General features: G+C 56.9%; 21 protein-coding genes and 1 pseudogene. 6 read left to right on the top strand and 16 right to left on the bottom strand.

Translation table 11 applies throughout. The features are described from left to right. The first annotated feature begins 59 nt into the window (after window positions 1-59). Window positions 60-863 (top strand): SDR family NAD(P)-dependent oxidoreductase, encoded by an 804-nt coding sequence (locus tag VHE58_11290; protein HVS27855.1) that lies wholly within the window; start codon window positions 60-62, stop codon window positions 861-863. A gap of 28 nt (window positions 864-891) precedes the next feature. On the opposite strand, the gene VHE58_11285 is transcribed toward VHE58_11290, so the two are convergent. The 12 genes from VHE58_11285 to VHE58_11230 all read right to left on the bottom strand — a co-directional run bounded on the left by VHE58_11285 (window position 892) and on the right by VHE58_11230 (window position 10,809). Further along, entirely contained in the window at window positions 892-1,152 is a 261-nt protein-coding gene (locus tag VHE58_11285) for a MoaD/ThiS family protein (GenBank protein ID HVS27854.1), read from the bottom strand. Beyond that, a complete protein-coding gene (locus tag VHE58_11280; protein HVS27853.1) occupies window positions 1,149-2,297 on the bottom strand; it encodes a glycosyl hydrolase in 1,149 nt (382 codons plus the stop codon). Before VHE58_11280 ends, VHE58_11285 begins: the two co-directional genes overlap by 4 nt. Before the next feature lie 110 nt (window positions 2,298-2,407). Continuing rightward, the gene (locus VHE58_11275) at window positions 2,408-2,989 is read right to left on the bottom strand and encodes a poly-gamma-glutamate hydrolase family protein (protein ID HVS27852.1); all 582 of its coding nucleotides are present in this window, start codon (window positions 2,987-2,989) and stop codon (window positions 2,408-2,410) included. 239 nt (window positions 2,990-3,228) lie between these two features. Then, window positions 3,229-3,816, bottom strand: a complete 588-nt coding sequence (locus VHE58_11270) for a hypothetical protein (protein HVS27851.1) — start codon at window positions 3,814-3,816, stop codon at window positions 3,229-3,231. A gap of 87 nt (window positions 3,817-3,903) precedes the next feature. Next, on the bottom strand, window positions 3,904-4,365 hold the full coding sequence (locus VHE58_11265) for a hypothetical protein (GenBank protein HVS27850.1): 462 nt from the start codon (window positions 4,363-4,365) through the stop codon (window positions 3,904-3,906). 431 nt (window positions 4,366-4,796) lie between these two features. Then, window positions 4,797-5,603 (bottom strand): DUF3800 domain-containing protein, encoded by an 807-nt coding sequence (locus VHE58_11260; protein HVS27849.1) that lies wholly within the window; start codon window positions 5,601-5,603, stop codon window positions 4,797-4,799. 47 nt (window positions 5,604-5,650) lie between these two features. Then, a complete protein-coding gene (locus VHE58_11255) occupies window positions 5,651-6,472 on the bottom strand; it encodes a DUF3025 domain-containing protein (GenBank protein HVS27848.1) in 822 nt (273 codons plus the stop codon). Between the two features lies 1 nt (window position 6,473). Next, window positions 6,474-7,490, bottom strand: a complete 1,017-nt coding sequence (locus VHE58_11250) for an aminopeptidase (GenBank protein ID HVS27847.1) — start codon at window positions 7,488-7,490, stop codon at window positions 6,474-6,476. A gap of 27 nt (window positions 7,491-7,517) precedes the next feature. After that, window positions 7,518-8,174 carry an alpha/beta fold hydrolase gene (locus VHE58_11245; protein HVS27846.1) on the bottom strand — a complete coding sequence of 219 codons (657 nt, stop codon included), beginning with the start codon at window positions 8,172-8,174 and terminating at the stop codon, window positions 7,518-7,520. Between the two features lie 64 nt (window positions 8,175-8,238). Then, a complete protein-coding gene (locus tag VHE58_11240; GenBank protein ID HVS27845.1) occupies window positions 8,239-9,060 on the bottom strand; it encodes an alpha/beta hydrolase in 822 nt (273 codons plus the stop codon). A gap of 14 nt (window positions 9,061-9,074) precedes the next feature. After that, window positions 9,075-9,677 carry a glutathione S-transferase family protein gene (locus VHE58_11235; GenBank protein HVS27844.1) on the bottom strand — a complete coding sequence of 201 codons (603 nt, stop codon included), beginning with the start codon at window positions 9,675-9,677 and terminating at the stop codon, window positions 9,075-9,077. A gap of 22 nt (window positions 9,678-9,699) precedes the next feature. Then, entirely contained in the window at window positions 9,700-10,809 is a 1,110-nt protein-coding gene (locus tag VHE58_11230; GenBank protein HVS27843.1) for an FIST N-terminal domain-containing protein, read from the bottom strand. An 88-nt stretch (window positions 10,810-10,897) separates the two neighbouring features. On the opposite strand from VHE58_11230, the pseudogene ppa reads away from it, so the two are divergent. Both ppa and VHE58_11220 read left to right on the top strand, forming a co-directional pair. Further along, window positions 10,898-11,416 (top strand): annotated as a pseudogene (gene ppa / locus VHE58_11225) (inorganic diphosphatase). Between the two features lie 193 nt (window positions 11,417-11,609). Continuing rightward, a complete protein-coding gene (locus VHE58_11220; protein HVS27842.1) occupies window positions 11,610-11,939 on the top strand; it encodes a hypothetical protein in 330 nt (109 codons plus the stop codon). A 15-nt stretch (window positions 11,940-11,954) separates the two neighbouring features. Here VHE58_11220 and VHE58_11215 read toward each other — a convergent pair whose 3' ends face one another. Further along, window positions 11,955-12,656 (bottom strand): TerC family protein, encoded by a 702-nt coding sequence (locus VHE58_11215; GenBank protein HVS27841.1) that lies wholly within the window; start codon window positions 12,654-12,656, stop codon window positions 11,955-11,957. 263 nt (window positions 12,657-12,919) lie between these two features. Between VHE58_11215 and VHE58_11210 the strand changes: the two genes are divergently transcribed. The 3 genes from VHE58_11210 to VHE58_11200 all read left to right on the top strand — a co-directional run bounded on the left by VHE58_11210 (window position 12,920) and on the right by VHE58_11200 (window position 15,861). After that, a complete protein-coding gene (locus VHE58_11210) occupies window positions 12,920-13,723 on the top strand; it encodes an enoyl-CoA hydratase (protein HVS27840.1) in 804 nt (267 codons plus the stop codon). Window positions 13,724-13,730: 7 nt separating this feature from the next. After that, on the top strand, window positions 13,731-14,711 hold the full coding sequence (locus tag VHE58_11205) for a hypothetical protein (GenBank protein ID HVS27839.1): 981 nt from the start codon (window positions 13,731-13,733) through the stop codon (window positions 14,709-14,711). Window positions 14,712-14,784: 73 nt separating this feature from the next. Continuing rightward, window positions 14,785-15,861 carry a PQQ-dependent sugar dehydrogenase gene (locus VHE58_11200; GenBank protein ID HVS27838.1) on the top strand — a complete coding sequence of 359 codons (1,077 nt, stop codon included), beginning with the start codon at window positions 14,785-14,787 and terminating at the stop codon, window positions 15,859-15,861. 22 nt (window positions 15,862-15,883) lie between these two features. Here VHE58_11200 and VHE58_11195 read toward each other — a convergent pair whose 3' ends face one another. From VHE58_11195 to VHE58_11185, 3 genes are all read right to left on the bottom strand, one after another. Further along, window positions 15,884-17,569 (bottom strand): alkaline phosphatase family protein, encoded by a 1,686-nt coding sequence (locus tag VHE58_11195; GenBank protein HVS27837.1) that lies wholly within the window; start codon window positions 17,567-17,569, stop codon window positions 15,884-15,886. A 259-nt stretch (window positions 17,570-17,828) separates the two neighbouring features. Then, the gene (locus VHE58_11190) at window positions 17,829-18,149 is read right to left on the bottom strand and encodes a GYD domain-containing protein (protein HVS27836.1); all 321 of its coding nucleotides are present in this window, start codon (window positions 18,147-18,149) and stop codon (window positions 17,829-17,831) included. Between the two features lie 113 nt (window positions 18,150-18,262). Beyond that, window positions 18,263-19,816, bottom strand: coding sequence for an AMP-binding protein (locus tag VHE58_11185; protein ID HVS27835.1), 1,554 nt, complete (start codon window positions 19,814-19,816; stop codon window positions 18,263-18,265). Window positions 19,817-20,073 lie beyond the last annotated feature (257 nt).

Genomic DNA, 20,073 nt, shown 5'->3' with positions numbered 1-20,073 from the left:
AACCTTCCCTGCTGCAATCAATTTAGGCCAAGGGTCAAGATGAACGAGGAGGCACGATAATGGCTAAAATCAAAGGCAGTGTTGTAGTAGTAACGGGCGCTTCAAGCGGGAATGGGGCGGCTATTGCGAAAGCGATGGCGAAAGCAGGAGGACGTGTGGCGCTGCTCGCCCGCAGCAAAGATGCTTTGGACAAGGTGGCGGCCGAGATCGCCTCTGCAGGTTCGCAAGCCAAAGTTTACCCGGTGGATTTGGCTGATTCCGGCGCAGTTGCTGCAGTAGCGAAGCGAATTACGCAGGAACTGGGGGCACCGGATATCATTGTCAACAATGCTGGTAGCGGGCGATGGCTCTTCGTTGACGAAACGAGCCCGCGGGAGGCGGTTCAAATGATGGCTGTTCCCTACTTTGCGGCATTTAATGTGACGCACGCATTCCTGCCGGGCATGCTCAAGAGAAACAGCGGGCACATCGTCAATATCAGTTCCGTGGGATCGCGGTTTGTGTGGCCGGGCGCCACCGCCTATCTTGCCGCGCGCTGGGCAGTGCGGGGATTTACTGAGGCGCTGCGCGCGGATTTGGACGGAACCGGTATCGGCGTGACCTTGTACGAGTCGGGTGTAGTGCGCTCGCCTTACTGGGAAAATAATCCAGGGAGCCGCGAACGCGTTCCGAAGATGGGAAATCTGGTTCCGGAATTAACAACCGAACAGGTCGGCCAAGCCATTGTAAAAGGTGTTGAACGCAACAGCCGGTTGATCGTGATACCCTTCATGATGAAAATGACCTACTGGCAGCATGCGGTGTTTCCCCGCGTGGTTCAGTGGCTGATGACCAAGACCGGATATCGCCGCAAACCGGTCTAATTAAACCAATCGTAACCTGCGCATTTCGCTAGCCGCCGCTCAAGGCCTGCAGGATGATTACCTCATCCGAAGCTCGCAGCGGCACATTGAGCGCGCGCACCTGCTCGCCGTTGACGAAGATGCGGACGTGGCGGCGGATCGCGTCCTGCTCGTCTATCATGCGGAAGCGAATGCCGGGGTAGCGCCAGTCGAGATCGGCAAGCAGCGCGGCGAGCGTCGCGCCGGCGGCTTCCACCTTGTTCCGCTCGCCGGTGTAGGAACGCAGCGGGCTGGGGATCAGCACCTTCATCGCCCGAGTTCGGCGGCCTCGACTGCGTAGATGTGCGGCAGGTGGCGAGCGATGCAGGACCACTTCGCTCCTTCATTTCTGCTCGCCCACACGTCGCCGCTCGTCGTGCCAAAGTACACTCCAACGGGATCGTGCGCGTCGGCCGTCATCGCCTGTCGTTTTACCGTGAACCACCCCTGGCTGCGCGGCAGGCCTGCATCCAGCCGCATCCAGGTCTTGCCCGCGTTGCGGGTCACGTAGGCCGCGGGTTTGCCGCCGGGACTGGTGCGCGGCCACACCGAAGTCCCGTCCATGGGGAATACCCACAGCGTGACCGGATCGCGCGGATGCAGCACCAGCGGAAAGCCGATATCGCCGATTTTCTTTGGCATGTTCGCGCCGACGCGCTCCCAGCGGGTCGCGGGGCGCTCCAAGCGGTAGATGCCGCAGTGGTTCTGCTGATAGAGCAAGTCCGGCGCGAGCGGGTGCAGCCGCACGCAATGTGAATCGTGTCCGTACTCCGGATTCGGAATCGGCAGGAAATCAGCGGCGACGCCGGCATTGAGCGGCTTCCAGTTCGCGCCTTTGTCAACGCTTTCAAACACGCCGCCGCTCGACATAGCCAGGTAAAGGTGACGCGAGTCACGCGGGTCAATCTGGATCGAGTGCAGCTTCGGGCCATCGGGCGTGCCGTCCTGCTCACCGCCTGTCCACTTCGCATACATTGAGTGCTCGTTGAATCCCGCCACTGGCGCCCAAGTGTCGCCGCCGTCTTCGCTCCTGAACAAGCCTTGCGGAGAAGTTCCCGCATACCACGCGCCGGGTTCGGTGGCATGGCCGGGGGTGAGCCAGAACACGTGATCCACGATACGCCCCTTCTGTCCCTCGGGCGCCTTGGGGAAAGCGGGCGGTTTGGACGCTTCCTTCCAGTTGCTGCCGAAATCATTGGAGCGGAACAGCGTCGGGCCCAAATGTCCGGTGCGCGCGGCGACGAGCAATGTGCGTCGGTCGCGCGGGTCAAGCACCATGTGGTGCACGATGTGGCCGAAAAACATCGGCCCCGCGACCTTCCACGCGCGCCGGGCCTTGTCGGATTTGAAGATGAAGGCGCCCTTGCGCGTCGCGACAAACAGAGTAACAAGCCCGGTCGCGGGTTTTGGCGTCATAGGTTTTATGGGGGCGGCAGCATTCATAATGTTGGTAAACGAAGTTGAAAGGGAAAAAGCGAGGTTACATTCTCTCACCACTCTGGAAATAATTCGACTCTGAGGATAGCTTATGTCGCAGCCTGCAATGGAAGCAAGGCCGCACGAACTGCCTCGGCAACACGCTGCTCGTTGGCGCTGCCCCGGAGCGCGCGAGTGAGCTCAAGCTGAACGCCTCTATTTGACTGCCCACGGTTGCAGATATTGTTGGGGTCTGTTGCCTGGAAATTATGGCCATCGTTCTGGACGTTGACACCGACCTGTCGAAGCTCTGTGGCCACTTTGTCCTTCAATGTATTGTCGAGCCCGCCGATCAAGACGCGCTCATCATGACCGACACAACCGTGAATGGCGATGACGAATGAGCAGGTTGATAACAGCTCAAGGCACGAAGGCTCGTCAAAGCGACGGCTGGTAATATGTAGCGCCGCATAGTTTCCACGCTTTTTGATGCCTTCGAACAGGTAGAGATTGAAATCCTCTGCGGCGATGGCACGGGCGATCTCGGAAGTGCGTGGTTCGATCTTACCTCCATGCGGGGCAATGACGGCCACCCCCGAGAAGGAGTGCCGAACCACAGTGATCGCAAAGTTTGTTCCCTCGACCTCATGCTCAGCGATCTCGCTATAGCTATGGTAGCGATCAATGTGCATATGCATCACTGTGTGGCATAACCTTCGACATGAGCGGCGGCCGAAGGCCATCCGCTCGATGGAGGGTTAGGGATCAACGCACTGAACATCGCCTCACCAATATGCCTTCAGTATCAATAGCAGTCCAATCAAGACAACAACCCAGAACAAACGATTGATCGCACTGGCGAGGCTGGATGTATTGACAACCACGTGCGGTGGCGCTGGGCCCTCCCCTGGTTCCACTTTTGGGGAAGACTCTAGCCCAAGTGCGTCAAAGGGCGTGGTTTAATCGTAAGGCGTAAGAAGTCCATATGTGCGTGGTTCTTCTTTTCAACCCTCCACTCGAGTTCCTTCCCATCGGGGTCATTGCCGTAGGAAAAACCGTCATCGCCTTTCTGAACATTTATTTCTGTGGATATCCAAAGGTGGATAAGACGTGTTTCCGGCTTCGCTTGCAGCACGCGTAAAAATGTATCGGTAGAGAGTGAAATGTGAATCTCGAAACGGGGTGGAAGTTTTTCAGAGCCTTGCCATTCAGGCGGAAGATAACCAACACGAATATAACAAGGTGTTTCTTCCAACACCTCTTCGGCACCTTCCCTATTGTTAGGTTCGGTTAGCAGCGGCTCCTGCAACTCGTTTCTTGAAATTCGCTGCTCGATGATGGCAACACCGTTAGTGCTGTAGCCGTCATATTCTTCTCCGCAACAGAAGATCTTGAAACGTTCACGAAATCCTTCTGGGCGCTTGATTATGGCGTCGAATCCAAGAGTCCAAGTCTCCGAATCCTTCTTTGCCTCAAGCCAGAGTCTTGGATTTGTAAGCTCAAACGAGAGTCCTGGCACGGGGAGCCCCTAACTTCGTGCTGTGCGGCGGGCTAGCACGGCGCTTGATGAAGCGCGATGCTGGCGCCCGTCGGCACCAACGCAGGGTTAGCTGGCACGCCAGACCTCGTAGGTGTCCTTCTCGCCAAGCAGCCAGGCTCTTCGAAATGGACCATCGATGGCGTCGAACCATGGACGAATTGCGGCAAGAATCCCGTCGTCTGTTGTGACGACTCGACCATTGGTGTAGCAAAGCAGTTCAATGGGCAAGTCCGTCTTGTACTTTTTGTGAAGCTTGCGACGAATGATTTCAATCGACGGATCGGAAGTAGACCCGGTAGCCACCCCGCCGGAACGAAGATGCGCAATGGTCGCGGCGAGGGTTGAATCGCAGATCTCGACGAGCTCGAAGGAAACAGGCCCCTCACCGATAATCTTGCAGAGAATGTCTGGTTCAGACTCACCACCTCGCTTCTCGATGCTTGTGTCATCGATACTCAAACGTGCCTTCTCCGCAAACTCGCGAAACACGGCAAGTTCTACAGCAGTTTTATCTTGTGCGGAGGCCATGGATCAAATGCCAGCTAACGTAAATTATGTGAAAAGATAGATGACGAATTAGATGACAGATTAGATGACATTTTAGGCGACACCGACCGCCCCGACGTCAACTATTACTTTTGTCATACCCTGTCATCCTTTCCCCTGATATATACGTTACGCCGGACAGGAGCTTGATGCAAATTCACCTTAGAACTGCGAGAGGGGCATATGACCGACGCTGACACAGCCGGTTCGTTCGCGGCGTCCGCACGCCCGCATTTTCTCGACGCGACGCGTGAAGCAATTCGTCTGCGGCATTACAGCTACCGGACCGAACAATCCTATTTGCATTGGATAAAACGGTTTATGAAAATAAAGAAAATAAGGGGGCGGCGTCGTATTTCCTATTACTCCAGAAATAATTCGTCTCTGACACCTTTGACTTCGTTTAGACTTCATTACGGAAACACCTTGAGTCCGATTCCATTGAGAGTTCCATGTGCACGGTGGAGGTTGCTTTCAAGAGTATTCCACCAACCGATTCCTGCGGGACGACCATCACGAAAATACTGATAAGCAAACGTTGCAAAATAATCAGCTATCTGTAGCCCAAGGGAGTGCTTTGAATCTCCAAAAGCTAGTTCCACGATGCGCTCGATCTCTAGGACAAACTCGTAATGCTGCTCGTAGAACCAGCTATACCCCGTTATATAGCTTCCCTGCTGAATGAGAGCGCTACTCTGCGCAAGAACACTCTCCTGCAGCCGTGTATTCTGATCGTAAACGCAATATGCGTACGATTGTTTCTCTTCCAAAAACTGATTCAACCTTTCAAATGCAAAACGGAAGGCTAGCAAGTATGGGTCGTCAGGCCAAGTGTATCTGGCAGCATGAGCAGCTTTATCGACAACCACTACAAATGCGCACCCATCATGAGCACGTGGAGCCGAAAGCATTGTATCTCGGACGGCGTTGCGCTCAGTGTTATGTGTCTGCCACCATCCTGTACCGCTAGCTATATCGCGCGCCTTTATCTCGTAATTCTGACCTAGTGGCCGAGGCAATTGCACTAAGTTAAGCCCTGTAACCTTAGCACGTATGTCTTGGTACACAGTCGCTAATCGCGCACCAGGTAAACAAACAGCGCTTAAGGTGTAGTACGGCTGCTGAGCAATTCCATTCCTCCAATCGCCCCGTGTAAAGCCTGCTTCGTCGAGAAAGATGAGCCACATAACAATAAAAGGAATCAGAGTTGCATTTCTCAATTACTGCCAAATGATATCACTTTGACTATTTGGTGTTCGACATTTACTCACGTTTTTCTCCCCACCCTGAAATAAGCTTCGTTTTCGTAATACGCCGCGCGCTCATTCTCTGCGTTCCATCCCGGAACGCCGAGTATGGGAATCGGTGGGAGTTCGGCGGTGCGGTTGAAATGTTGCGGATTGTTAAGATACCCGGCAAGTTTCTGATCGAGCAACTGCAATTGCTGTTCGAGCGCAGCGGCGAAGAAATCCGCGACGACCGGAAAAATTACTCCGCGGCCAGTGACGCCCGTAAAGGGCTGCAATGCTTTCTCATAAATGGCATGGCCGAACAGAAAAAATTTCATGCCGGCAATCACTGCATCGCGGTTAACCCAGAACAGTTCCTTCCATTTAAAATCCACGAGCAATTGCGCAAGCCTCGAATCGCCGCAGACCACAATCACTCCGCCTTCGTCGAAAAGCGTTAACGCGTCCTGCGTTGGCCCACGGTTTTGCTTTCCTTCACTCGTCATTTGTTCCAAGGCAAGAAAATGCCTGCGGTTGAGGGCCGCTTTACTTTTGGGAAAAGTCAGCCACACCAGCACATTGAACAAGTCATGCCAGTTTTCGTTTCGCACCTGCACCTCGCCCTGCAAATAAATCCGCGCTTCGTATTTGCCCTCGGGTTTGCCGGATTTCGAGACTTGTGAGACAAAACGCAGCGGCAGGCCTGCGGCGTTTGTAATTTCCTTGCTCGCAAGCAGGCGCCGGCAATCATCAAGTGTTGGCCAATCGCTGAGCTTCAAAAACGCAAGACCCGCGGGCCTGAGCGGCTCGAACATCGCGGAGCGTTCCAGGAATAATGGATCCCAGCCGACCGCAGCCAAATCAGCTCTCCTTAAGCCGCACGAGACGTTCCGCTTTAGGCAGCTTCGCGATTTCCTTTACCTCCCGGTAAAAGCGCGCGAGATTGCCGTCCTGTCCGGCGAGCAGGCGGTTGAACGCGGGAACAAGCTGGGTGTAGGCGGCGACTGAAGCAAGGTGCGCGTTATTCATGTCTTGCACAAACCAGGGGTCATAGCCGCTGAAACCGCCCCAGGCGGCTTTGAGCTGCGCGTATTCCTGCCGCAACTCGCTGAAAATTTGCCGCTTGCTTTCCCGCTTCTGCGGATCGCTGACCGCCGAGCGGTAGAGTTCATCCAGCCGGCTGCGGTATTTCAGCACCAGCCGGACAAAATCCTTTTTCCTTTGCTGTGCGGCAACAAACGCTGCGCGTTGCTCGCTGGTGCCGTTTTCAGCGAGCCAGCGCGAAACCCCCTCCTGTTCCACTGCAACGGCAAAAGACTCGTTGAACATCGAATCGTCTTTTACATACACCACCTGGTGCGCAAGCTCGTGGAATATCAGGCGCGCCACTTCGGTTTCCGGATGATGAATAAAGGTGCTTAACACGGGATCATCAAACCAGCCGAGCGTGGAATAAGCGGGGACGCCTGCCACAAAAACATCGTAGCCCTGGCTGCGCTGATTTTCGGCAAAGCGCTCCGCTTCACTTTCAGAAAAATAACCGCGGTAGCTGACGCAGCCGGCAATCACGAAGCACCACTCTTTCGGCCTGATCGAAAACTCCGGTGTGGCAAATACGTTCCACAGCACGTAGGGTCGCTGCAAATCGGCATAGAGCCGGTAGCTGCCGTTATCGGGCAGCTTGAGCTCGCGGCTGGCGAACTCGCGGATATCGAGCACGCTTTGCAGCTTGCGCTTTAATTCGGGCGTCACGCTTTGATCGGCTAATAGCGTCTGGATGGATTGTTCTTTTTTCCATATCTCCATCTGCCCGTTCACCGATTGCCAATAAAAACCGAAATTGGCGCACCCGCCTAAAAGCGGCAATAACGGAAGCATCCATTTGAAAGATTTCCTCATCATTGCTCAGTGTCGCCGGAAATAACCGTTGGTGAGAAAAGCGCATACCTGGCTGGCGGCGCGGGAAGAGAACAACATGCCGGAATGGCTCACCCGCATCACAATATGGTCCTTCATTCCGGCGATGCGCGTTTCATTCACCGTCACCACGCCGTCATTGGGGCGCGGCAGACCGGGCGCCAGGAACCGCCCCAGCCCCAGGCCGCGGTCGCCGGCAATCACGCCCAGGTCATAGCGCGCAGGCGCCGCCAGATGCATTTCTCCCACCGGCATGCTGAGTCCCAGCAGCCATTGCCCGAGGCCGGATTTCGCCAGCACCCGCGCGGCATGACTGCCGCCGCAGGGCGTGCCCATCAGCACGATGCGGCCCTCTCGCGAAGCGGCGACTTGTTCCAGCATTTTCAGAACCACCAAGCCGCCCAGGCTGTGGCCGACAAAATGAACTGTAACCGCCGGCAGTATGGCGACGAAATCCGCCAGGCGCGCGGCATTTTGCGCCAGCGTCGCGCGCACCGATGGATAAGAAAAACAGGACACGACGTAACCGCAACGCTCAATGCGATGCGCAAGCGGGCGCATAATCAGGCTGTTCACCCACAAGCCGTGCACCACGACAACTGCCGCCTGATGAGGAGACGACATGCTTTCAGGATGCTTGCTCAAGAAACGGCAGCCATTCCGCGAGCAGCGCTTCCGGCGTTTCCTCGGGTGAGCCGCACGCGTTCATTCAAGGAACTTTTGATTCCAAAGAATTGAAAAAATCCTGCACACCCTTGAACCATATTTGTTCGCTCGCCATCAGCCCGGTATTGTGTCCGCCAAAAATTTCCAGAAACCGCTTTGGCTCATGCGCGGCGGAGTACAGCGCCTCACCCTGGGCGAAGGGCACGATCTCGTCGTCGCGGCTGTGTACGATCAGCACCGGGCAGGAGACCTCCCGCAAATATTCGCGCGTGTCGTATTTAAAACGCGAAAGCAGCCGCACCGGAAACAGCGGATACAATTTCGCCCCGAGCTCGGGGAGCGAAGTAAAGGTTGAAGTGAGGATGAGCGCGCGCGGCTTGACTTGCGCCGCAAGATGCGCCGCGACCGCCCCGCCCAGCGACTCGCCGAATAAAACCACGGAAGCAGGCGCAACCTGCCGCGTTTGCGTCAGATAACGCCACGCCGCTTCGGCGTCCTGATACATGCCCGCCTCCGACAGCTCGCCGCCGCTTTTTCCAAAACCGCGATAATCGAAAATCAGCGTCGAAAAGCCCAGCCGGTTGAACAGGCGCAGATAATCGAGACGATGCGAAATATTGCCGGCGTTGCCGTGGAAAAACAGCACCGCGCCGCGCGGCCCGCGCGCAGGCACCCACCAGGCGTCGAGTTCGGTGTCCGCAACCGCAATTTTCACCGACTCAAACGCCATGCCGGCTTGCACCGGCGTCACGTAATCGTACCTGCCAATTTGCGGAAAAAAGATGAGGCGCGGCTGGAAAAAATAGAGCAGAACGCACAGCGCGCAATACGTCGTGCCGACGACCAGCAGCACATTCCACAGCATGCGCAAGGACAAACTCAAACCAGGCGCAGGCCGGGCATGGTCACATAACCCGGTAGTATCTGGATGCGCTTCATCCAGGCGAGCACCGAGGAATAGGGGTCGAGCGGGATGCCGCCTTCCTCGGCGAGCGCCACATAGGGGTAGCAGGCGAGATCGGCTATTGTCGGCCGCCCAAGCGCCAGCCAATCGTGATTCTGCAACTGCTGGTCAAGCACCTTGAGCGCGTTCTGGCCTGCCGTCTGCGCCTCGTTGAAATCGGCTTTGCGGCCGAATAAAAGAATTGCGCGGGCGCGCGCCAGGCCATAAAGAATTTCGTTTTGCGCCAGCGCCAGCCATTGCATCACTTCCGCCATATCGTGCGCTTCGAGCGGCAGCCATTTTTCGCCGCCGTAGCGGCGCGCCAGATACACCAGAATCGCGGTTGAATCCCAGATGGCCTTGCCGTCCGCTTCCAGCACCGGAATCTGACCGCGTGGGTTGAGCTCGAGAAACTCCGGCCGTTTCTGTTCGCCTTTGGCGGTATTGATGGCCACCGTTTCGTAAGGCAAGCCCAGCATGGAGAGAAACAGGCGGATTTTGTAGCTGTTGCCGGACACGTCCCGGTCGTAGAGCTTCATTGATCTCCTTATTGATGTGATTTTAAATAAACAGCATGAGCACGCCGGTATAGCCGTAAAGACGATTATGCGAGATTTCGCCGTTGGCAAAAAAACCGACCAGCGGAAAATCGCCGAGCCCGTTCTGGATGAGGCGCAGTTCCTCGGAATTGGCGCCGAACATGTTTTCACCGCGCCCGAGGCAGGAAAAATACAGCCCGCCTTTGGGCGGGGCCTCGAGATCGCGCTGAATGTCCTTGAGCATGCGCTGCATGTCCTCGCAAGCCGTGGTGCCGTCGCGGCGGCAGAACATCAGCGGCATTCCAGGTTCCAGCCATTCCCCGATCGCCAGCATCTTTTGGTTGACATCAATGCCGACCAGATTGCGCACCACATAATCGCCGGTGTCCGAGCCTTCGATGGGGAGCCCTACGAAGATGTAGCCGGAGACCCGGTCGAGGTCGCGTGCCAGCACTTCGCCGATATCTTCCTTGAATACATCCAGTGCGGGACGGCCGTCGATGCCGATGATGATGTTGCGCTGGCATTCGCTCACCACATGCCGCGGACCGAGCGGCGAGCAGCCCTGAGTGAGACGCGTGGAGATTGTCACGGCATCGGAAAAAATGACTCCGGACAATCCGCCCTGCACCACTTCGTCGGCGATCTGCACATGGCGGCTGCGCGAACTGGTGAGCCCGCCGACCAGGAACCCGCTTTGCATGGCCTCCGCCACATCCTCGACCAGGGTGGTGATTCCCGGCGTGTGCGGGTCGGCGTGGACAATCGCGAAATGCGCCGCGGAATCGTCGGGCATGATGGGCAAGTCATCCGCACTCGCCGTGACATCGCGGAACACCCGAAACGAGGCTTCCGGCAACTCGGTAAGCATCGCTGCAACCGCCGGTTGATCCAGATACTCCCTGCCCGTGCCACATACGCCCACGCCCACGGTGCCCACCCAGTGTGCAATGCCGGTGTGATTTCTGAAAAAATCCAGAATATGGCCGGCATGCGGCACAAAAAGGTCGGTCACATAGAGAAAGCCGAGGTTCGCGGCAGGCGGTACCCGGCCTATTTGCGTCAGGCAGGCGCGCGAGGCTTCCTGCCATTCTTTGCCTGCGGCGTGGCCGTATTTGAAAGCGCGACCCATAGTCGAAGAATTATCCGCCTGTGTCCATACAACAACAAGGCGCGCCACTATAATGGCTGCATCGCCTACGGAAAAAACAGGAGCACGCATGAATCTTGACCGAGTGGGCCCGGGGCGCGGCATGCCCCACGATTTCAACGTCATCATCGAAATCCCGATGAACGCCGATCCCATCAAGTACGAAGTGGACAAGGAAACCGGCGCGGTTTTCGTTGACCGCTTCATGTCCACCGCGATGCATTATCCGTGCAATTACGGCTACATTCCGCGCACGCTTTCCGCCGACGGCGATCCGGTGGATGTGCTGGTGCTCTCGCCGGTGCCGTTGATCACCGGCGTGGTGGTGCGCTGCCGTCCCGTCGGAATGCTGAAAATGACCGATGAAGCGGGTGACGATGCGAAGTTGCTGGCGGTGCCGATTGATAAGCTGTGCAATCTCTACCGCGCCATCCACTCGCCGCGCGATTTGCCCGAACTCACGCTTTCGCGAATCGCGCATTTCTTCGAGCACTACAAGGACCTTGAACCCGGCAAATGGGTGAAGCTCGCCGGCTGGGTCGGGCCGGAAGAAGCCATAGCGGAGATCCTGGCGGGCGTGCAGCGTTACAACTCCGCCGCCAAGCAAGCCGATGTTCTAGAAAACGGAGCGCCACAGGCAAGGACCAGCCGCCTCGCGCCCGCCCAAAACTTGCCAAAATCGCCGGTTTTCCTTACTCTACTGGCAATTAGCCTCGTTTCAGGCTATAGTTAACCGAGACACCTCAAGTTTTACTTGAAGGAGAGCCCCAAGGAGGACGATCATGAACCGAACCGCCAAGTCACTTGTATCGCTGTTGGTCGCGGTGTTGCTGGCCGCGAGCACCGGCATCGTTTGCGCCGACCAGTATTCGGATACCACCAAGCCCTCGGGTGAAGCCATTGCCGGAGACGTTATTTTCGTAAGGCCGATAGGCCTCGCCGCAACGCTTTTGGGTACCGCCATCTTTCTGGTTTCCCTGCCCTTCAGCATACCCAGCGGCAGTGTCGGAAGCGCGGCGAAATCTCTCATTGCAGAACCGGCGCAATATACTTTTTTACGGCCGCTCGGCCAGACCCAAGCCAAGCCCATCGAGGACGTGCAGCGGCAATAAATAATGCAGCGGTTTTCAATCCGGGAGCCACATCGCGCTCCCGGCCTGTTTCTTGCGCTTGTTGACGGCATAGCCGGCATACAGCACCCCGCCAATCACCAGCGTATAAATTGCCCATACCGCGAGCTTGTGCTGGTTTAGAAACTCCTCCAGCATCGGCTCGTCGCTGAGCATTTTGGCCGCGGTCCAGGCCAGCACCGCAGCGCCAACGTAAATCAGCACCGGATAACGTTCGATCCATTTCAAGATGAGCGTGCTGCCCCATACCACGATGGGCACGCTTACCAACAGCCCGATAATCACCAGCAGGAAACTCCCATGCGCAGCGCCTGCCACGGCCAGCACATTGTCCAGCCCCATCGCCGCGTCGGCAATAATGATGGTTTTCATCGCCCCCCAGAAGCTGCCCGCTGCATGATCAGAATCTTTGCGGCCTTCTTCTGCAGGCACTAGCAGCCGGTAAGCGATCCACACCAGCAATAACCCGCCCGCGAGCAACAACCAGGGGACTTGCAGCAGCCAAACCACCACCACGGTCATCAAGACCCGTACCACGATGGCGCCGGCCGTACCCCAGATGATGGCGCGCTTCTGCAAAGGCCTGGATACGTTGCGCGCGGCGAGCGCGATTACAATAGCATTATCCCCGGCAAGCACCAGGTCAATGATGATGATGGTGATGAGCGCGGAAAAAAACTGCGCGGAGAACAGTTCCATGACGATTACCTCCTCAATATCAGCGATAGTTCCGTCCGCAAACGCTGGGCGGACATGACAAAGGTCTCGCTTGCAACCGTTCTGGTTGCCGGCAAAACCGGGGAGGTAATCCCGTGCTGACGGTTTTGCTGCTGGCGGCGCACGGCCACCTTAAAGCTACTCCCCTTTGCAGGGCGTGCAAATCCTCGCACGGCGGGAACTAAAAAGCAAGGCCCGCTTCGTAGTAATATAATATTTGTCCTGTTTATTCCGGGAGTCTCTTCATGACCTCAGCCGCCACCGCAGCAACCGCTACCAAACAGCTCCTGCTGCGCCACGACACAGACGGCATCACCACGCTCACGCTCAATCGCCCCGAACAATTCAACGCGCTCTCCGGCGCGCTGCTCAACGAACTGCAGGTTGCGCTCGACGGCATTGCCAAGGAGCAATCGGTGCGCGTGGTTGTCATTGCGGGAGCCGGCCCCGCATTTTGCCCGGGTCATGATCTTAAGGAAATGCGCGCCAACCGCAATCCGGGCTTTATCGAAGACCTGTTCAGACGCTGCAGCCGGGTGATGATGACGTTGACTGAAATCCCCCAGCCGGTGATTGCGCGAGTGCACGGCATCGCAACCGCCGCCGGATGTCAATTGGTCGCGGCATGCGATCTGGCCGTTGCCTCGACTGAAGCGCGCTTTGCCACTTCCGGCATCAACGTCGGCCTGTTCTGTTCCACTCCGGGCGTGGCGCTGTCGCGTAATCTGCTGCGCAAGCAGGCTATGGAGATGCTGCTCACCGGTGATTTCATCGACGCGCAGACCGCGCTCATGCGGGGTTTGGTCAACCACGTGGTTGCGCCAGAGCAGCTTGACGCGGAAGTTATGCGTCTGGCGGAAATCATCACATCCAAGCCGCGCTCGGCCATCGCTTTGGGCAAGCAGATGATTTACCAGCAACTGGAAATGAGCCTGGAGCAGGCCTACCAGTACGCAAGCCAGGTCATGACCTGCAATATGATGGATGATGACGCGGCGGAAGGCATCGACGCCTTCATGCAGAAGCGCCTGCCGAAATGGAAAAGCTGATACACCAATGAAGGGCGCGGTTCTGTTGGTTTTGCTCACACCGCTTGCGTGCTTTGCCGGTGGCTCCAATTACGGCATCACGCCAGGAACCAATACCCATTTCGCCGGCAAAGTCACCGAATGGCCGGTGCCGACACCCAAGTTCGCGCGCGATCCCGCGCCTGCGCCCGACGGCAGTATTTTCATCACCGTCATGCACGGCAACAAGATCGCGCGCTTCGATCCAAAAACCCAAACTTTCAAAGAATGGAATTTGCCCAGCGGCGCGCGGCCGCATGGGCTGCTCGTCGATAAAAACGGCATCGTCTGGTACACCGGCAATGGCAACGGCTCAATCGGACGGCTTGATCCGGCGAGCGGCAAAGTCACCGAATTCAAAGCGCCTTCAGGCGGAGATCCGCATACGCTGGTGATCGACGATAAAGGCGTCATTTGGTTCACCGTGCAGAGCGGCAACCGCGTCGGCAGGCTCGACACCCAAACCGGCGCCATCAGCGAATACTGGACTTCGGGTCATCCTTACGGGATTGCGCTCGATAAGGCAGGCAATGTCTGGTTCTGCCAAATCGCCGGAGGCAAACTCGGCAAGCTCGATCCCAAAACCGGCAAGATCAAGGAAATCATTCTCGATGCCGGCTCGCAGCCGCGGCGCATGGCCACGGCGCCCGACGGCTCGCTGTGGGTGACGCTGTTTGGCGCAGGCAAACTGATACGCGTCGATCCGACAACCGACAAAGTGGTGAAGGAATATCCGCTGCCCGCGGGTGAAGACGGCGGGCCTTACGCGGTGACCGTGGACGGCGCGGGCATGGTGTGGGTGGATGAAATCAACACTGACACCGTGGTGCGGCTCGATCCCAAATCCGGCGCGCTGCGCGTGATAGTCCTCCCCTCGAAAAATGTCGGCATCCGCAAAATGATAGTGGATGCGCAGGGAAAACTCTGGTACATGGGCAGCCACAACGGACGGCTGGGCGTCATCGAATAAGCACGCTTTTCCAATTCCAGAAAAGAAAACCACCATGCTGCGCACCACCAACAAGCTGGTATTGCCGTTGTTCATGTTCCTTTGCTGTTTCAGCGCGGCCGCCGGAAACCTGCCGCTCGACAAAATCAAGCTGCCGCCGGGATTTGCAATCAGCGTTTACGCCGAAGTGCCCGGCGCGCGCTCGATGACGCTAGGCGCGAACAGCACGGTGTTCGTCGGCACTTTCCGCGAAGGCAAGATCTACGCCGTCACCACGAAGAAAGGCGAGAACCAGGCGGACAAGGTTTACACCATTGCCGAGAACATGGAAGCGCCGAACGGCGTGGCGTTCCGCAACGGCTCGCTGTACGTCGCGGAAATCGGTCGCATCCTGCGCTACGACAACATCGAGTCCAGCCTGACCCGCCCCGCCAATCCGGTTGTGGTGAACGACAAATTCCCCAAAGATTTTCATCACGGCTGGAAATTCATTGCGTTTGGTCCTGACGGCTGGCTTTATGTGCCGGTAGGTGCGCCGTGCAACAGCTGCAAGCCCGACCCCGACCGCTACGCGCTGATTTCGCGCATCAGACCTGACGGCAGCGGCTATGAAGTGTTCGCGCGCGGCGTGCGCAATTCGGTGGGCTTCGATTGGGACCCGCAAACTAGGGAACTGTGGTTCACCGACAATGGGCGCGACTGGCTGGGTGATGATCTTCCTTCGGACGAACTGAATCATGCGCCGAAAGTGGGAATGCACTTCGGTTTTCCGTATTGCCACCAAGGCGACACTCCCGATCCTGAGTTCGGCGCCAAGCGCAGTTGCAGCGAATTCACTCCCCCGGCAGTCAAACTCGGCCCGCACGTCGCTGCGCTCGGCATGCGATTCTATACTGGTAATCAATTCCCCGCCGAATACCGCAACAGGATTTTCATCGCCCAACATGGCTCGTGGAACCGCAGCCAGAAATCCGGCTACCGCGTGATGATGGTCACGCTCAAAAACAACCAGCCGAAAAAATACGAGGTGTTCGCCGAAGGCTGGCTGCAAGGAGAGAAAAACTGGGGCCGGCCGGTGGACGTATTGGTCATGCCCGACGGCGCGCTGCTGGTTTCCGACGACCAGGCCGGCGTGATTTATCGCATCAGCTATAAAGACGCAAAAAACTAAGGCGGCTCGACCGGACGCGGGATTAACGCAGCGCTTCGATCAGCACCTTGCCTTCGCAACCATTCGGCGGCCGCACGTTCAGAATGTGAGCAAGAGTACGCCCCAAGTCCACTGTCTCGGAACTTCCGTATTTGCCCGCCTTCACCCATTTAGCGCCCATCATCATGAGCGGCACATTGGTGTCATAAGCCCAAGGCGAGCCGTGGGTCGCCGCGTAGGCCAGCGGCTTGGCAAACAGATACCAGTTCGGCTTGTTAATCACCACGATATCGCCGCTCAATTGCTGGTGCCAGGCCAGGTATACCTGTTTGCTCAGCTTGGTATCAGGGGTGTCGCCGTTTTCAAGCTGGGTGCGTGTGTACACGGCTTCCACGCCGGGGTAGTTTCTGAGGAAAACCGCGGCTGCGTTTTCCACGTCAGCGCGCTTCAGGCGTTGCTTGTCCACCAGATCATAATCCACGTACAGGGTGGGGTTCCACCAGGTGGTGATGTATTTGCCTTCGCCGAACTTTTTCGAAAGGGCGGTGTTGGTTTCCTCGATCATCTTCTCCGGATCAATGCGCCCCGCGTCCAGGTTTTTGGAAGCGCTGTATTCGGGGACGTTCATGAAGCCGTGGTCGGCGCTTAGGGTAATGATAACGTTGTCCAGCCCCACCCATTTGTCCATGAACTGGAAGAACTCGGCGAACACCAGGTCCAGCCTCAAGGTGTGATCCTGGGCCTGCTTGCTTTCCGCGCCGAACAGGTGATGCACGTAGTCGTGGCTGGTCCAGCTGATGGCGAGCAAATCCGTCACACCCGCCGGGTTCTTGCCGAGGTTCTCGCCTGCAATCACCGTCTTTACGAAATCGAGCGTCAGCAGGTCGCCGTACGGCGTCCACAACATCGCCTCGTAGTAACTTTTGCCTGGCGCATTCGCCCCACCGCTAATGGGGTGGGGAAACTTGGTTCCCAGGCCCTTGTAATTGGTGGACCAGGGACGGTCATCCGGCGCAGAACGGGCGTAAGCGGCATCCGACAGAAGTGGCGTCCACATTTTGCCGAAGTATTTGTCCTGGGGTTTGCTTTCGTAAAATTTCTTCCACCAGTCGGGGTAATCCCGCATGTAGTAGGTAGAGGTGATAAAGCGGCCAGTCTCCGGGCTGTGCATATAAGCTGTCCCCGCGTGACCCGCGAGCCCGATGGCGCTACGGTCCTTTCCGGAAATCGTGATGACCTTGGACATGCCGTTCTGGTAAATCAGCTCATCGCCCACGGTGGTGACCAGCATATTGCGCGGCGAAGTGCCGGCATGCTTGGGGGTGTTCTCGTCAATGTAATGGTGGTTGGGATCTTCGGTGGAATAGACTCGATCTTTGGTCTTCTTGTCCAACCAATCGTTGCCGATCACCCCGTGCTTATAGGGATGGGCGCAGGACAGCAGCGTGGCATGGCCCACTCCGGTGTAAGTGGTAGCGTGGCTGTAGTGGTTGTCCGAATACCAGGCGCCTTTGTCAATCAGGCGCTTCAAGCCTCCTTCGCTCAACTGATCATAGTATTTGGTAACCTGCTCCTGGGGAAAGCCGTCCACCACCATGAATACGACCAGCTTGGGCGGGGCCTTGCCTGCAGGAGCATCAGCCGCAACACCCGGCCCTGCCGCAATCAGCATAGGACCGAAAAGCAAAGACAGCACAACAAGGGATTTCAGTTTTTTGAATTCGAACATGGCTCTCTCTAAAGTAGTGGGTTGAGGCAGGTTTAGCGGTGCGGGATTTTTTTGATTCTAGTCCGTTGTAAATATTGAGTGAAATAAACTTTGATGATGGATTATGGCATAACTTTAATGGCCAAAATAATTCAGTATCATGTCAAGCATATGTCAGCCTGAGAAATACGAAGTGTTCGCCGAAGGCTGGCTGCAAGCGGCACTTCCCCATACGGTCTAACGGTCCCGACCTCTCAAGACCAACCGTAACACTCGGCTGCTACGCCCCCGGCGCACGATAGGCAACGGACTTCTTGCACGCCGCGTCAATCTCTTCCGGTGTAATAAGAGGAGTGGTTGACACCCGAGCGGCTCCCCTCGAGTTGACCACAAGACTGATCGCCGCGGCAGCGCTCGCATCGGGCACATCCATGATCGCAAAGACGTCAGGCTCGCTAAAAGCGTAGTAGAACGCTTCCAGTTTCCCGCCCAATCCCTGGATCATCTGTGCCACTGCCGCCTTCCGATTTGAACCGCCTTCTTTGAGCAGCCCCTTCGTTCCCTCCAACGTGTATGACGCTTTGATAAGGTACTTGGCCATGGTACACCTCCTGGTTTGACTTCTTCGACATGTTTCTCATTTCCAGCCTCAGACGCCAGGCAAAAAAGTAGTATATAAATCATGATAGTAATCGGCGGCTTGCGGTTCCAGCTTCACTCTGTTACCCGTGCGGCCATAAGCTGCAGCGCAATGTAATCGGTCTTGCCGCTCCCCAGCAGCGGCAGTTCTTTCATATGCACAATCCGGCGCGCCACCGCCAGATCCTGCGCGCCGAGCTCTCTCGCGGCGGAGTGCAGCAGCATGCGGCTCAGCTCCGGATCGGTGGTATAGAGCATTGTGGATTCCCCGCTCTCGACGACATGGATGATGGCGGCGTGTCGGTGTTGCGGCGAGGCTTTGCCGGCGATTTTTTCCACCACTTCCAGAGACACCATTTCCCCCGCCACCTTGGCGAAGCGCTTGATGCGGCCGATGACTGTGACGAACCCATCTTCATCCACTTCTACCACGTCGCCGGTGTTGTACCAGCCGGGGCCGAATTCGGAATGCGTGGGTTGCAACTCGCCCGGCCGCTCCTGCAGGTAATAGCCCAGCATGACATTCGGCCCGCGCACATGCAGCAAGCTGCCATGCCCAATGCCGGGTATTTTCTTTAGACGGAATTCGATTCCCTGCAGGAACCGTCCGACCGCGCCACGACGATAAGCCAGGTTGCTGTTGACCGCCAGCACCGGCGCGCATTCAGTGGCGCCATAGCCTTCCATAATGCGCAATCCGAATTTCTCCAGCCAAGTTCGCGCCACCTCTTCGCTTAATTTCTCCGCGCCGGAAATCACATAGCGCAGAGACTGGAAATCCTTCGGACTCGCAACCTTGGCGTATTCGCCGAGAAAGGTGCTGGTGCCGAACAGAAAAGTGCATTTGCGGCTGCCGGCAATTTCCGGAATAGTGCGATAGTGCAAAGGCGAAATGTAGATGAACACCCGCGTGCCCCCCAGCAGGGGCAGCAGCGCGCAGGCGGTAAGCCCGTAGGAATGGTAAATCGGCAGAGCATTGAGAAACTTGTCGGAGGGCACGACATCGACCACCGCCCTGATTTGCGCGATATTGGAGAGTATCGCCTTGTGGCTCAATGCCACGCCCTTGGGTTTGCCTTCCGAGCCCGAGGTATAAAGCACCACCGCCGGCTCATTAGGATCGCTCGCGCACATCGCCCGGTGCGGCCGCCACAGCGCCCGCAGCAGCCACAGTTTGTCGGCAAGGGTAAATGATTTCCGTACATCTTCCAGATAAACCAGCTTCACGTCATTCAGGCTGGGCACCACGGCGTGCAGTTTGGCCGCTTCCAGAAATTCCCGCGAGGTGATGACGGTCCGGATATTGGCGGCCGTGCACGCGCCGCGGATCGCCTCGATCCCCGAACTGTAGTTGAGCATGGCCGGAATCCGGCGCATGGCACTTAAGCCCAGAAACAGGCAAACGGTGACGATGAGATTGGGCAGCAGCACCCCGACGGTTTCCTGCTCCCTGCTCACGCGGCAGGCAAACCTGCCGAGCGCAAGGCTGGTCTTGAGCAGTTGTCCGTAGGATTGCTCCCCTTTCATGTCTTCGACCACCCGGCGGGCGCGGCCGTGCGTTTTAACCGCGTCAAGAAAAGCCTCGAACAGGGTTTGCGGCGAATCGGAAGTAGGCAGTGAATTTTGCATCAGGACAGCTTTTGAGCGCACGGCCCAGGCGCACCGGTCAGGGCCCGGAACAGAACACGGCAAAGAAGGCGTAGGAAAATCAAGGTTTAAGCCTAGAAGTTTTAAGTATTTTATAACAAATAAGGGGTGGCGGAACCTGGATCGACAGTCGGGGATGGCAAAATGTCCGAGCCGTGATAAAAAAGCAAAATCTATCAATTTGTTAGATTTGCTTTTTCGCGTAATATATTCTTAAATTGAATTTCACGGTTCGAAAA

The organism is Burkholderiales bacterium (assembly GCA_035543335.1).
Lineage (GTDB): Bacteria > Pseudomonadota > Gammaproteobacteria > Burkholderiales > JAHFRG01 > JAHFRG01.
This window is presented reverse-complemented; position numbering and strand designations above follow the sequence as displayed.